13 protein-coding genes are annotated in these 14618 nt (G+C 39.5%); 7 read left to right on the top strand and 6 right to left on the bottom strand.

The genetic code is table 11. From position 1 onward, the window contains the following. Positions 1-174: 174 nt before the first annotated feature. The 4 genes from Q8M41_RS03000 to Q8M41_RS03015 form a co-directional block, all read right to left on the bottom strand. Complete coding sequence (locus Q8M41_RS03000; RefSeq protein ID WP_305363762.1) at positions 175-780, bottom strand: RDD family protein; 606 nt, start codon at positions 778-780, stop codon at positions 175-177. Between the two features lie 107 nt (positions 781-887). Beyond that, a complete protein-coding gene (locus Q8M41_RS03005) occupies positions 888-1826 on the bottom strand; it encodes a LiaI-LiaF-like domain-containing protein (RefSeq protein ID WP_305363763.1) in 939 nt (312 codons plus the stop codon). Between the two features lie 6 nt (positions 1827-1832). Continuing rightward, entirely contained in the window at positions 1833-2423 is a 591-nt protein-coding gene (locus Q8M41_RS03010) for a PspC domain-containing protein (protein ID WP_305363764.1), read from the bottom strand. A 172-nt stretch (positions 2424-2595) separates the two neighbouring features. Beyond that, positions 2596-3297, bottom strand: a complete 702-nt coding sequence (locus Q8M41_RS03015) for an SDR family oxidoreductase (RefSeq protein ID WP_305363765.1) — start codon at positions 3295-3297, stop codon at positions 2596-2598. A 146-nt stretch (positions 3298-3443) separates the two neighbouring features. Between Q8M41_RS03015 and Q8M41_RS03020 the strand changes: the two genes are divergently transcribed. From Q8M41_RS03020 to msrA, 5 genes are all read left to right on the top strand, one after another. Further along, on the top strand, positions 3444-4178 hold the full coding sequence (locus tag Q8M41_RS03020; protein ID WP_305363766.1) for an ABC transporter permease: 735 nt from the start codon (positions 3444-3446) through the stop codon (positions 4176-4178). After that, the gene (locus tag Q8M41_RS03025; RefSeq protein WP_305363767.1) at positions 4175-4924 is read left to right on the top strand and encodes an ABC transporter ATP-binding protein; all 750 of its coding nucleotides are present in this window, start codon (positions 4175-4177) and stop codon (positions 4922-4924) included. Before Q8M41_RS03020 ends, Q8M41_RS03025 begins: the two co-directional genes overlap by 4 nt. Positions 4925-4969: 45 nt before the next feature. Further along, the gene (locus Q8M41_RS03030) at positions 4970-5854 is read left to right on the top strand and encodes a class I SAM-dependent methyltransferase (protein WP_305363768.1); all 885 of its coding nucleotides are present in this window, start codon (positions 4970-4972) and stop codon (positions 5852-5854) included. A 132-nt stretch (positions 5855-5986) separates the two neighbouring features. After that, positions 5987-7057: a hypothetical protein gene (locus Q8M41_RS03035; protein ID WP_305363769.1), complete on the top strand. Its 1071-nt coding sequence runs from the start codon at positions 5987-5989 to the stop codon at positions 7055-7057. Positions 7058-7154: 97 nt separating this feature from the next. Then, a complete protein-coding gene (gene msrA / locus Q8M41_RS03040; RefSeq protein WP_305363770.1) occupies positions 7155-7682 on the top strand; it encodes a peptide-methionine (S)-S-oxide reductase MsrA in 528 nt (175 codons plus the stop codon). 303 nt (positions 7683-7985) lie between these two features. On the opposite strand, the gene Q8M41_RS03045 is transcribed toward msrA, so the two are convergent. After that, the gene (locus tag Q8M41_RS03045; RefSeq protein ID WP_305363771.1) at positions 7986-10877 is read right to left on the bottom strand and encodes a DNA gyrase/topoisomerase IV subunit A; all 2892 of its coding nucleotides are present in this window, start codon (positions 10875-10877) and stop codon (positions 7986-7988) included. A 251-nt stretch (positions 10878-11128) separates the two neighbouring features. Here Q8M41_RS03045 and Q8M41_RS03050 point away from each other — a divergent pair, with 251 nt between their 5' ends. Together Q8M41_RS03050 and Q8M41_RS03055 are read left to right on the top strand one after the other, a co-directional pair. Beyond that, a complete protein-coding gene (locus Q8M41_RS03050; protein ID WP_305363772.1) occupies positions 11129-11782 on the top strand; it encodes an RNA polymerase sigma factor in 654 nt (217 codons plus the stop codon). Next, entirely contained in the window at positions 11730-12986 is a 1257-nt protein-coding gene (locus Q8M41_RS03055; protein ID WP_305363773.1) for a hypothetical protein, read from the top strand. The genes Q8M41_RS03050 and Q8M41_RS03055 overlap by 53 nt, the downstream gene beginning before the upstream one ends. Here the strand turns inward: Q8M41_RS03055 and Q8M41_RS03060 are convergent, their stop codons facing one another. Beyond that, positions 12987-14561: a choice-of-anchor L domain-containing protein gene (locus Q8M41_RS03060; protein WP_305363774.1), complete on the bottom strand. Its 1575-nt coding sequence runs from the start codon at positions 14559-14561 to the stop codon at positions 12987-12989. Positions 14562-14618 lie beyond the last annotated feature (57 nt).

Consider the following 14618-nt stretch of genomic DNA (forward strand, 5'->3'; position numbering starts at 1 on the left):
AAAAGAAAAAAGAAGCAAAAAAGAAAAAAACTGTGGAAATATGGAAAACTCTATCGAGTTTACCACATTCCCACAGTTACAACAATAATAATAACAGGTTTGTATACCTTTTAAAAGTCAACCTTATTCAGGCACGGACAATCCTGCAATTATCAACTGTCAACTGTCAATTGATCACAACAACCTATCCTTTATCACCAGCGTCCCTGCTATCTTATCATGCAAACATTGCTGCTTCTTGTCGAAAAAACCCATCATATAACCAAATCCAATGGTGGCAGTACTGATAATTTTGGATAAATTTCTGATCACTGAGCGACCGAAAGCAATGGGAGCCCCCTTCTCGTCGGATACTTTAAGTCCCATTAAAATTTTACCCCAGGTCCCCTGCCTTGCCGAGGACTCCATAATGGTACTGTAAATAATTTTTGAAATCGGGATAACTGCCAGTCCGGCGACAGAAACGATGATACGCAATTCCTTCTCATCAATAAAAAGTACTACGATTGTAGCAATAACACAGTAAATGGCAAAAATAATAAAGTAGTCAATAATTACTGCTAAAAGGCGTACATCCAGGGAAGCAAAATACTGGGGTTCCCGAATATGAGTTTTGATACCCAGAAATTCACATAATTCAGGAACATCATGCGCTTCTTTATAGTCGTCCATATCCTCTGTTTTCACAAAGGTTCCGGGTTTAATCTTCATCCCCTTTAACTGCTCAGGTGAATGAGGTCCGGTAGGTTTCCCATCAACAACAACAAAATAATCCTTCATTTTTTATATGGAAAAGAACTGTCATCCTGAAATCTATTCAGGACTGAAATTTATTTCAGCACTGACAGCTATTCAGGATGACAGCCACTAAGTTTCCATCAAATATATTAATACCTTTTAACTTCGAATGAAGATAATCCGCCTTTCAAACTGATATTAATCTTATTTGGTGCAGTACTGTAATTACTGGTTTCATAAGTTCCATCCGATTGTTTGATAAAACCAATAAAATCTTTGGATGACAAACCACTATCCACAACAATGCGGCAACCAGAACTATCCGGGACTTCTATCTCAACATTCGCCACTCCGGTTTCAACTGCAACTTCAGTCAAAGGTAATTCAGAACCAAGCTTTGCCTCAAAGGAAGCAGCTCCGCCTTCGAATACCAGCTTTTTAACTTTATAATTACTCAGATCAAAAATTGCTTCACCGGCCCCCATCTCAATTTTAATATCCCAAACAGGTGTATTGTTCAACTGAATAAGAGTCTTATTGTTTTCCATTTTATCCAGGTTCCAGTTTTGCTTTCCGTCGCGCATCCTGAAATTCAGAACTTCAATAGAATCAATCACAGTCTTGTTCAGCGTAAATTTTCCAAATCGCTGCTTTAAACTCGCTTCAAACAAATTAGATGTAGTATCAGTAAGCCTGAAGCTGGTGGCTCCACCCTGAATGTTCAGACGTGCATTTTTAGAACTGTCATAAGTTTCAGTAAAATTGGTGTTTGCACCACTGGAATCATTCTCCTCATCATTATTGTGTTCATATTTGAAATTCATCCAACCTCTGCCTCTGTCTGGTCGGGTGCCCTGATAGGCAATCAATCCAAGAGTAAGAATAGTAATTGCACCAATCATATAGGGAGCCGCAGATTTATTTCCAAACCTGCTAAGGAGCATATTCGCACCAATCAGGATAAATATTACCGGCCAGAATCGCCATACTGAACTCCAATAAAACTCAATCAGGTCAAAGTTTTCAAGAAGGAAAATACTTCCTGTAAAAATGAGGATCAAACCCCATACTATTTTTTCGGTTTTCATGATAGCTTAGTTTTGCTTTGGGTCAGTATTTGTATTTATATCTTCCGCAGAATCAGTAGATTCAGCTGATTCTGTCGTGCTAACAGCCTGCTCAGTATTTGGGGCTGTACTTTGGGTAAAGCCTTCGGTCTGAGACCAGTCCTCTTTCCAGGGTTCCTTTTTCTTTGCACTTGCCAGGGTATAAAGCCCCATTGCAATTAATATCAGCGGCCAAAGGTTATGAAACTCCACCCAATGAGGAATCAGGTCAAATTCATTCAGGAGAAAAAAAGATCCAAAGAATATAAAGATCGAACCTGCAATCATGCGTCCATTACCACTTCCTTTTTTCTTTTGCAAAAAAGCAGGGTTTGAAAGATTTACCGGCTCAGACACTTTATAGTCAACATTAAACTGGCTGTAATCAGGCAGGTAAGGTCTTTTGGGAACAGCGATCCATAACACGATATATGCCAGAATACCTGAAGCCCCTGCCATAACGGCTACCACAAAAGCGATCCTGATCCAGGTTACATCAACATCGAAGTATTCTGCGAGACCAGTACATACACCTGCAATCATTTTTTCCTGCTCGATGCGTTGAAGTTTCTTTTCCATTTCTTTAATTTTATTAGTTCAGCTTTTTAATGTCAATTATTCTTTTTTCTTTAATTGATAGATCAAAACTAAGCCTTGATTCCCGGGTTCTAAATACGAAATAGGTAGGTTATCCTAAGTTCTCGGTAAAGCGCATTAAATTATCGGTAAATGAAGACAAAAAAATAAAAAATCAAACTTTACCATAAAGGGGCCTGAGTATAATCTCATCAATATTCGCTCCTGAGCTCATTTGAAGGCAGTTCAAAATTGATTTCGCGATATCCTCAGATAAAATAAACCAATCAGATGGGAGGCTCGTCCCTGACCATGAATCTGTCAGTGTGGATCCCGGCAGAACTGCAGTCACCTTAACTCCTGCCGGTCTCAACTCTTCCCTCAGAGCCTTCGTAAGCCCGAGCAGTGCCGTTTTACTGATACTGTATGAACCGGCTCTTGTAACGGGCTCTAAACTTGCAATTGAACAGATGTTTATAATATGTCCCTTTCCCTGGCCGATCATTTTGGCAGCAAAGAACTTACTTAAAAAATGAGGGGCAAAAACGTTGACCTGCATTTGTCGTTCCAGACATCTTTCATCTTCTTTCATGAGTACTGATGGGATGTATAAGCCAGCATTATTAATCAGAACATCCACATGGCCTAAACTCCTTTCAGCAAATTCAGCAAATCCCCTCACGTCCGAGCTTTCTTCCATATCTGCCCGCATCCCAAAAAACTGCTGACGGGAATAGTTTTTGCTAAGTTCATCTAAAAGGGCTTGAACCTCCTTTTCATCTCTGGCACAAAATATGATATTATAATTATTTGCCGCGAGTTCCATAACAATGGCCCTGCCCATTCCCTTTGTTGCACCGGTTACAATTGCATTCATGGATTAAAATTAACAAAATCAATGATGGAGGAGTATTTAATTTAAGGCATAATCTCATTTGATTACCTTTGTTTAATTATACTTCTGTCTCCGGCTTGATAATTTTATATTAATATTGTATAATAAGTAAAACAAACAATTTTCAAATGATATTTCACCCCTTAGGTAAATATATATTATTGTTAAAAGCAGTTTTCCGCCGACCGGAAAAATGGAATATTTACCGGAAGGAAATTTTCCACGAAATGGTATCTATTGGTGTTGGCTCTTTGGGTATCATCGCAATCATTTCAGTGTTTTTGGGTGCTGTAACTACCGTTCAGACTGCATTCCAGCTTGTCAGTGATTTCATTCCGAAATCTGTGATTGGCATGATCCTTCGTGATTCATCCATTCTGGAATTAAGTCCCACTATTTCTGCCGTAGTTCTGGCAGGTAAGGTTGGATCGAGCGTTGCCTCTCAAATCGGGACTATGCGCGTAACCGAGCAGATTGATGCGCTTGAAATCATGGGAATAAATTCACCAGGTTACCTGATTCTGCCTAAAATCATTGCTGCAATTACTACAATTCCCCTACTGGTAATCATCTCAATTGGTTTAAGTATAACAGGAGGCTTTTTTGCCGGCACGGCATCAGGAGCAGTTACCCAACAGGATTTTATTACCGGACTTACTACTGATTTCAACCCCTTTACGCTTACTGTGTGCATGGTTAAGGCAGTAATCTTTGCATTTATAATTACTTCAGTATCAGCTTATCAGGGATTTTACACCAGTGGAGGAGCACTCGAGGTAGGACAATCGAGTACCAAAGCAGTAGTGATCAGCTGTATTGCCATTCTGTTTTCCGATTATGTTATCGCCCAGTTATTGTTATGATAGAGATTAAAAACATACATAAAACATTTGGCGAGAACCACGTCCTGCAGGGCATTTCAGCAGAGTTTGCTGAAGGAAAATGTAATTTGATTATTGGTGGATCCGGCTCAGGTAAAACTACTTTATTGAAATGTATGGTAGGTCTGCATGAGCCTGAAGAGGGTTCTGTAATCTATGATGGACGTAATTTTACCCGAATGAACTTTGCAACCAGAATTGAAATCCGTACCGAAATCGGGATGCTTTTTCAGGGATCTGCTCTGTTCGATTCAATGAACGTTGAAGATAACATCATTTTTCCGATCAACATGTTTACTCATCAGAGCCATAAAGAAAAACTCGACCGCGCTAATTTCTGTTTGGAGAGAGTAAATCTTGCCGGAAAGAATAAACTATTCCCAGCTGAACTTTCAGGAGGAATGAAAAAAAGGGTAGGAATTGCGAGAGCAATTGCAATGAATCCCAAATACCTGTTTGTAGATGAACCCAACTCCGGACTTGATCCTAAGACAGCCATCGTAATTGATGATCTTATTCAAGAGCTTACAAAAGAGTATAACACAACCACAGTTGTGGTTACCCATGATATGAATTCAGTGATGGGTATCGGAGAGAATATCATCTTCCTTCACGAAGGGAAAAAATGGTGGGAAGGTACAAATAAGGAAATTTCATCGACTGATAACAAAGAATTGAACGACTTTGTTTTTGCCAGCAAATTCATGCAGGCATTACAGAAAAAATAAAATTATAAGTACCCGATCTCATTGAATGGGTAAAATAGCATAAGAATGATTCAACTGTTAAGTCCGAAAAACTGGAAAGATTATGAACTGATTGACTGTGGCAATTTTGAAAAGCTGGAACGCTTCGGAAATATAATCCTGATCCGGCCTGAACCACAAGCTGTTTGGGGAAAAAGGTATCCTGAAAGCGAGTGGACAAAACAGCATCACATTCGATTTAAGGGCCGTTCAGCAACTTCAGGCGAGTGGATCAAAAAAGATCAGAAAACACCCGACAGATGGCATATCAGTTATAAAAATGAGGATATCAAGCTGCAGTTCAGATTGGCCCTCACCTCTTTTAAGCATCTTGGTATATTCCCTGAGCAAGCTGTAAACTGGGATTATATCATTAAAAATGTTAAAAACTTCAAAACTGCGCAACCGAAAGTATTAAACCTTTTCGCTTATACAGGCGGAGCTTCTCTCGCTGCCAGGGCTGCCGGTGCCGAAACGACTCATGTGGATTCAATCAAGCAGGTAGTAAGCTGGGCGAATGAAAATCAAACTCTTTCCGGACTTGAAAACATACGCTGGACAGTTGAAGATGCATTGAAATTTGTAAAACGTGAAGTTAAGAGAGGGCGTAAATATAACGGAATCATTCTGGACCCTCCTGCTTATGGACACGGACCGAATGGAGAAAAATGGAAACTGGAAGATAATATCAGGGAAATGATGGATGATGTGGTGAAGTTACTGGATGAGGATGAACATTTTTTAATCCTGAACACCTATTCTCTTGGCTTTTCGTCTGTGATTGTCGAAAATCTGATTCTATCTTCTTTTTCGGAAGTTCAAAACCTGGAAACAGGAGAGCTTTACCTTCAGGCGAGTTCAGGTTATAAATTACCATTAGGAGTATTCGGAAAATTCTGTAAATTTTATTGAAAATTATTTGTGTATGATACAGGCATGCATTAATTTAATTCTCCGGAACACTTTTACAACTCAAAATAATTTCAACAAATAAATTAAGCATCTTTAGCACAACATCTCAAAAACAGAACATAAACCCAATCTATGAAAACCGGAAAACTAAGCATAAGCAGTCTTTCAATTTTATTCCTCATTATTTTTTTCACAAACTGCAGTGAATCAAAAAGTAAGACAGATACTAAATCAGCGCTAAAAACTGAGTCAGGCACTAAGCCTGAAGGTGAAGAAGCAGAAGAAGAATCAATAGCGGAAAATATTGAATATGAGCCAGTTGACACTGCTCTTTACAACAAAAAGCTTAAGGAACTCGCGAATGGAGATACTACAGGAAAATGGCCGGTTAAAAAGCAGCCTTATCCACTTCCGGGTGCAATCCTTCCCTATAAAAGAGTTATAACCTATTATGGAAACCTTTACTCCAAAAAGATGGGAGCTTTAGGTGAATACGCCCCAAAAGAGATGTTGAGAATGCTGTATGCAGAGGTTGCAAAATGGGAAAAAATTGATCCTAAAACACCTGTACAACCAGCCCTGCATTATATTGCGGTAGTTGCAGCCGGCGATCCCGGAAAAGATGGTAAATACAGGAACCGTATGCCTGATAAGCAAATCGATTCAGTGTTAACTATTTCCAGAATGAAGAAAGGTATGATTGTATTCCTTGACATACAGGTTGCATTAAGTACTATAAGGGAAGAACTTCCACGTCTTGAAAAATATTTAAAAATGCCAAATGTACACCTGGGAATTGATCCTGAATTCTCAATGAAAGGTGGAGTTCTGCCGGGCAGAAAGATCGGCACTTATGATGCTTCAGAGATCAATTATGTATCAGATTATCTGGCAAAATTGGTGAGAACTCATAATCTGCCTCCTAAAATTTTTGTAATACATCGCTTCACAAAAAAAATGGTTACAAATTATCAGAACATCAAACTGAGACCAGAAACACAGATCGTGATTCACATGGATGGATGGGGTGAACCGGAGCTAAAACGCGGTACTCACCGTCATTTTATTTATTCTGAACCGGTACAGTTTACAGGATTTAAAATATTCTATAAAAACGATCTGAAAAAAGCACCCAACCGTTTAATGACTCCGGAAGACCTGATGAAGCTGAAACCACAGCCAAGCTATATTCAGTATCAGTAAACACAAAATACACAATAGATAAAAGAGGGGTTTGCCCTCTTTTATTCTTTACAGGGCTATTATAATTCTTTCATAACAAATTCTCACATTTATTAATATGGAACAGGCAATTTTTGGCGGTGGATGCTTTTGGTGTACAGAAGCCGTCTTTCAGAATTTAAAAGGAGTTACCAAGGTAGTATCGGGTTATATGGGAGGGCATAAGCTAAACCCTAGCTACGAGGATATCTGCAAGGGGGACACAGGACATGCAGAAATCATCCGCATTGAATTTAACCCGGAAGAGATCTCTTTTGACGATCTTTTGCTAGTATTCTTTAAGACCCATGATCCTACTACCCTGAATATGCAGGGGAATGACGTTGGCAATCAATATCGCTCAGTTGTATTCTACGAAAATCAGGAGCAGAAGCTTGCCACTGAAAACATGATCGATCAACTGGAAAAAGACATGGTGTTTGAACGACCAATCGTTACCGAAGTAACACCGGTTTCAATATTTTATTCTGCGGAAGATTATCATCAGGACTATTATAATAACAATGCGAATAAGGCCTATTGCGTTCACGTAATTCAGCCGAAGCTGCATAAATTTATCAGGGAATTCAGGGAAAAACTTAGATAACCTGAGTTCGAATGTAAGGAAGGGTAAAATAATACGGTTAGAATACATGATATAAGACTCTGGAGCAACAATGATTTGATTTTTGAAACCAATACCTGTGTGTTATAGGCTTGTTCAGCCCTTTCCTCCGGTTAGTTCCGGCAAGAAATCGCGTTCCATTTCAAATTACCATTAGCCGGAAGCTACCTCCTCCGGCAAGGTTTATTTTACCCGGAGCTGTTTTTCATTGGGACGGGCAGCCCGGTAAAAGGGCCATCTACCATTTGAAAATAAGGCTGACAGGGTTTTGAACCCTGTCAGCCTTTAGAATAATCCCAACTGCCCTTTATCATCAATATCCAGATCCTCCGGATTGGTGATTTCAAAATCAATTTTCTTTGCCGGCTTTATTTCTTCTTTTGGAGGTTCTTCATAAACTACTGCGATTTCCTGATCCTCAGCAATATTATCAGCCGCAATATCGCCGATGATCTCCTCATCACTTTCGCCTTCCTGCAATGATTCAGTTTCTGGCAAAGGCACTTCCACTATAATTCCAGTACCCTCCGTAGGCTCTATTTCAGCATCAATATCCCTTGCCTGAGAAGAAACAGGAGTTGCAGTATGGACTCCTGGCTCATCAGTTTCATCCGGTTCAGGATCCGGGGCAAATATCTCTTCATCTTCTTCATCAATAGCTAAAGGAATAAGTTGAATCTCTTTCACTGAATGAGGGCTGAGCCTGTTCCCCATAGCTTTCATTCCTTTAACTTCAATTGCCTCACTCAGATCAAGTTCAGATTCCTCTTCTATTTTGGTTTTACCCTTCAATACTTCCAGTTTGATCTTCGGTTTCACATGCCCTGAAATCAGAATCAGTTTTGATCCCGGTTCTTCGCTGATTATACTGGTCTTCTTACCGATGGAAGCATTTTCAAAAACAAATCGTTTGAGATAATGAGCACCAGATTTACCTTCAAGATAGATCAGGGTGAATACCTTTTCCGGATTAAACTTCTCAATCAGCAGCAAGCGATCATCAAAATGATTACTCAAATCAAAGCTACTCAGCTCATAGACGCCTTGCGGATTTAGTGTAAGAATTCTGTCATCACCATCAAATTCTCCAAGATACTTGCCCCGTCCATCCACATTCAGACGCTTCAGAATTTCATCATACCATATCTTACGTCCTGATAAGGTAGAGATACCCTTGCTCTTCAGCACAACTTTCTTCACAGGGTATTTTGTCACGATATTCCCCATTGAACTTCTGCCCTTAATCACCTGATCAGCAAAATCAATGTCGAACTGTAGTTTCTTCAGTTTGGAATGAGGCTTAAGCTGAACATTAATTATTTCAGCTTCGCCGTTCGGATTTGCTGTAAAATACAACACTTTTGATCCCTTGCCACCCTTGGTCAGGTCGTACTCCTTATCACGGGTAACACCCAGAACCGAGAATCGTTTAATATAAGCTGTACCGCTTTCACCATCCCTGTAGATCAGGTTATAGACCGTACGCTCATCATTCTTCTTAAACACCTGGGCGTGGACTATCCCCTTACCTGCAAAGGTTTTTTCAGCGACTTTTGAAACATTGAACTTGCCATCCTCTCTGAAAACAATTACCTCATCCAGATCAGAGCAATCACAAACAAATTCATCCTTACGAAGTCCGGTTCCAATGAAGCCGTCTTCCCGGTTCATGTATAATTTAACATTGGCTAGTGCCACTTTTGAAGCCTCCACCCGATCGAAAGCCCTGATCTCTGTCTTGCGCTCTCTGCCAGAACCATATTTACTCTTTAACTTCTCAAACCAGGCAATCGCATAATCTGTGAGATGTTTGAGATACCTATTTACTTCCTTAATATCACTTTCCAAAGCCAATAACTGCTCGTCAGATTTCTTAAGGTCAAAGCGGGTAATGCTGCTCATCGGTTTATCGATCAGCTTTTTGTAATCTTCAGGGAGAATCTCCCGGTATAGTTGGGAGAAGAACGGACTAAACAATTTATTTAAAACTTCAACAACAGCTTCAAAATTACCAGACCCTTCATATTCCGGATTCTTATACATCCCTTCCTGTATGAATATTTTGAGCAATGAGCTGAAAAATATCTTTTCCTTGAGTTCGGCAAGCTTAATTTCAAGCTCCAGTTTAAGCAGGCCTTTAGTGTGCTGGGTACTCTCAACCAGAATATCATTCACACTCATGAAATATGGCTTATCACCCTTAATAATACAGGTATTGGGAGAGATTGAAACCTCACAATCTGTGAATGCATAGAGCGCATCGATCGTCACATCAGGTGAGATACCCGGTGCCAGATGAATGATGATCTCAACATCCTTTGCAGTATTATCCTCGATCTTTTTGATCTTGATTTTACCTTTATCATTGGCTGAAATCACACTGTCAATCAGTCCGCCGGTAGTTGTAGTATAAGGTATCTCGGTTATAGCCAGAGTCTTCTTATCCCGTTCAATAATTTTGGCTCTAACCCTGATTCTGCCGCCCCGCATCCCTTCATTGTAATTACTGAAATCGGCCATACCCCCCATCTGAAAATCGGGAAGAAGATCTGGACGATTACCTTTTAAAACTTCAATCGAAGCATCGATCAGCTCCACAAAATTATGAGGCATTATTTTAGTCGCGAGGCCAACGGCAATACCATCTGCACCCTGAGCAAGTAATAGCGGAAATTTTACAGGGAGAGTAACCGGTTCCCGGTTACGACCATCATAACTACTTTGCCATTCGGTGGTGTCGGGATTGAATACTACCTCATTTGCAAATTTAGAAAGCCTGGCTTCGATATATCGGGGTGCAGCTGCAGAGTCACCTGTTATAGGATCTCCCCAGTTACCCTGAGTATCAATCAACAAATTCTTTTGGCCAATCTGAACCATGGCATCACCGATTGAAGCATCCCCATGAGGATGATACTTCATTGTATTACCAATAACGTTGGCAGCCTTATTAAAGCGTCCGTCGTCCATCTCCTTAAGAGAATGTAAAATACGACGCTGAACCGGCTTTAAACCATCATGAATATGAGGAACTGCGCGATCCAGAATAACATAGGATGCATAATCTAAAAACCAATTTTCATATAAACCGGAAAGCGATGTTACATTATGTAAAGCTTTTTCTTCGCCTGCCGTATTGTTGTTTTCGCTGTCTGTGCTTTCTATTTCTTCACTCATCCTTAAATATGAAATTCTATTGTGGTAAATATAAGTTATCGGATGAAAATGCAAGCGCTAAGTTTTAAACAGCTCGTAATTAAATTTCACTATTTTAGGAATACTTAAAATGCTGTTACGAAAAATCAATTCATAGTCAAAGAATATTAAATGTATTTATTTCATTGATATTCAATATTTTACAGTTAAATTCACTAATAAAAGCAACCATTTAAATCCTTTAGTCGTGTATATCTTAAATAGCTATTAAATTGAGTAATTCGATTAAACAATTACCTCATCAACTTCGCGAGGATTGTATACGCGGATTAGCAAGTAGTCAGAAAAAATTGTATTACAATTTTTATGGCTTTGCTATGGGGATTTGTTTGAGATATGCCTGCGACAGAGATGAAGCGAAGCAAATAGTGAATGACGGTTTTTATAAGGTATTAACACGTTTGGATCGGTATGATCCCTCGAAGCCATTTTTACCATGGCTTTCCCGTATAATGACTAATACGGCGATCGACCATTACCGCGCTGAGTTGAAGCACCCCATTACCAGTGATCTTGCTGAGCTGGAATTTAAGGGTAAAGAGAACGACATCCAGAGTAAACTTAACTATGACGATCTGATCAAATTAGTACAAAACTTACCCCCTGGTTACCGGACAGTATTCAATCTATTTGCGATTGATGGTTTTACACATGAAGAAATATCTGAACAACTAGGCATTTCGGTAGGTACATCTAAATCGAATCTATTCAAGGCTAGGCAAAAACTCCGATCAATGCTTGATGCAAATGATAATAAAAAAGAAATAATTACAACAGAAATAAACACAGTACCGAATACAGCAATAATTTTCAATGAGCAATTTGAGCCCAAACAAGACAGACAAATTTTTCAGGCAGGCACTTAAATCAAGTCCGGATCTTTCTCCTGAAGAGAAAGACTGGAATGAAATGGAGCGTCTACTGAAAGGCAAGCCCGATAAGCGGCCTGTCATTGGCTGGATTTTCTGGCCGGCTGGAATAGCTGCGGGCTTGCTTATCTTTCTATCAGTATGGCTTTTACGCGAAACCGAAATCCAGTTGGCTGATGGTGCTAAGAAAGGCAGCAGCAAAGTTGACAAGCAAAATATAGAGAACAGATTACCAAATGAAGATGGAAGTACAATTCCTCAGGATGCCCTGCCAGATCCAGTTAATCCTGATGAAGCAAAACCGTTCGGCTTGGATGAAATCTTTGTGAAACTGGAAAGTAAAAAACCAGTTGACAATCTTATCGGGACAGCGATTACCAAGCCCATTAATTCAGAAGCCATAACGCAGAACCAGCCTTTCAATATGGCGCTTTATCAGGGGCTCAGAAATATCAATATCCTGCCATCAGATGATTTTTCAGCAATTAAGGCAGTTACATTAAGAGCTTTAAAGAGTCCAACTATCGACAGCAACTCCAAAAGATTGGAAACTAACATTGAAAAGCCAACCGGAAGGCTGTCTTTGAGCATGGCCTTCACTACTGATATGAATACCGTAAACAGTTTATCAAAAAGCAAGGCAGGGCTTAGTTACGGTATTGGCCTGAATTATAAAATCTCGAAGATCTTATCTGCAGGTACCGGCATCTATTTATCACAAAAGTCTTACACTTCAGATAAATACTCTTATAATACCACAGAGAAGCCGTTTTCTACCTGGGCGTCTTACTCAAAGCAGATCGATGCATTTTGTAATGTAATCGATATACCGCTTAACCTGAGTGTTCTGATGACTAAAACTAAAAAGACAGGCATTGTCGCATCTGCCGGATTATCCTCTTATATTATGCTCTCCGAGAAGTATAATTTCATTTATAATCCTACTCCAAATTACCCATCTTCAGGGAGAACATACACAATCAAAAATAAAAATCAGCACATTTTGAGTGTTGTCAATTTATCTGTGGGCGTTGAAAAACCTCTGGGCAAGCAAAGCAGCATTGTCATCCAACCCTATGCAAAATTACCATTGACTGGGATCGGACAGGGTAAAACGGAGTTGAAATCTTTCGGAATTGGATTTCAGTTAAATTATTCGATGAAAAAAAAGAATAAATTCTTTAACAGGCGATCGGAATAATTATTTCTTCTTTATAAACACCAGTTCTACACGACGATTTAACTGACGGCCACTGTCGGTACTGTTATCGGCAACTGGCAGTGTATATGACTTGCTTAGAGCAGGCATACTGATTTTCTCTCCCAGCATTTCACTAACAGCATTAATAATAGCTTTATTTCTACGATCGGAAAGTGCATAATTGTATTCCAGACTTCCGTAATTATCGGTGTGACCAGAGATATTAATCGAATACTGATTTCTTACTTGCTTATACTTATTGATGGCTGTCCGGAGCTTGCTCATTTCTTCCACTGTTATGTCTGATTTATCAAAATCAAACAGGATCACAACATTGGGCATTTCAAATTCCGGTTCTGTTAGCACCACTTTCTTCTGAGCAGGTGAAGTTACGTCTACAGGCTTGGGAGCCGGCACTGATCTCTGTTTAGGTTGAACGGGCGTAGCAGCGACAGGAGCGGCTTGAGAAACAGGTGTAGGTGCTTGCTGTACTGCGGCAACAGGCTGCTCTGCCGGCTTAGTAATTTCCTTTTTATAATTTGCAGGAAGGATCTCTTCAAGCGTTTTTCCTTGTAAAATCAAATTGGGATCAATCACTTTGCTCAAATCAGGGTAGTCAACAAATCCTGGCTGTTGCAAATCTTTTTTCGAAGTCAGACTGCGGTCTTCTATAAAAACTCCTGAATCATAGATATTATCAGCAACATCGGCGATTACGATTTTAAGATGATACTTCTTATAGGGTGTAACATAGCTTTGTGCAACAAGCTTTTTAGTGATCCCATCGTAACGCAGGTTACGGTAAAGATTTGGGTCAAGAGTCTTCAATAGTTCAGGGTCAGCCTGAATTACTGTCTGATCGCCCGGTACAGGGCCGCTCATCGTAAAGATTGAACCTATACCTCTTAATACTCTGCCCGGTAAGGTTCCTTTGTAGGTTGATTTTAATGGCTCCTGCCTTTTGATTACGACCTGCTTGTATAAGTTATTATCAATAAAATGATCCTGATTAAGTTTGAAGTTTACTGTATTTATACTTACAGGAACACCGGATCCGGGTATCAATGCGATATTCTTAGTACTGCTTTCATCAGAAACAATAAAAGCAAAAACATCATTATAGGGTGAATCTACATACTCAGGATATTCATCAGAACCAAACTGATAATTAAACTGTATACTGTTATCCATTGGTACAAAATCGAATTCAACGCTGCAGATATCAAATAACTTACCGCTAACTATTGCCGATAGATCCGGATCTGTTTGAGGGGATAAAATATCTCCGAAAGTTGAACTTTGATTATGGGAATTATTATATCCTGCAACATTGAAAGAGTTTCCAGTTGAAAGGATTAAGCCCTTTTGTACCTGCAAAATATTACCGGTACTGGTATAGGACAGGGTAGATAAGGGATAACCTTTAAATTTAATATTTCCGATTACTACTCCCTGACCGCTAAAATTCTTCTTTACCCATTCATCCACCTTAATAGACGATAACCTGATTTGGGCGAAACTATTAGCAGCTGAAAATAACACTGCAACAAGCAGAAATAGATATTTCTTCATCATTGATCGATATTAGAATTAAAAGGATTATTCAATAAAGATCTATTGAATAATCCTGTT

It is taken from the genome of Daejeonella sp. (assembly GCF_030684675.1).
In the GTDB taxonomy this organism is placed as follows: domain Bacteria; phylum Bacteroidota; class Bacteroidia; order Sphingobacteriales; family Sphingobacteriaceae; genus Daejeonella.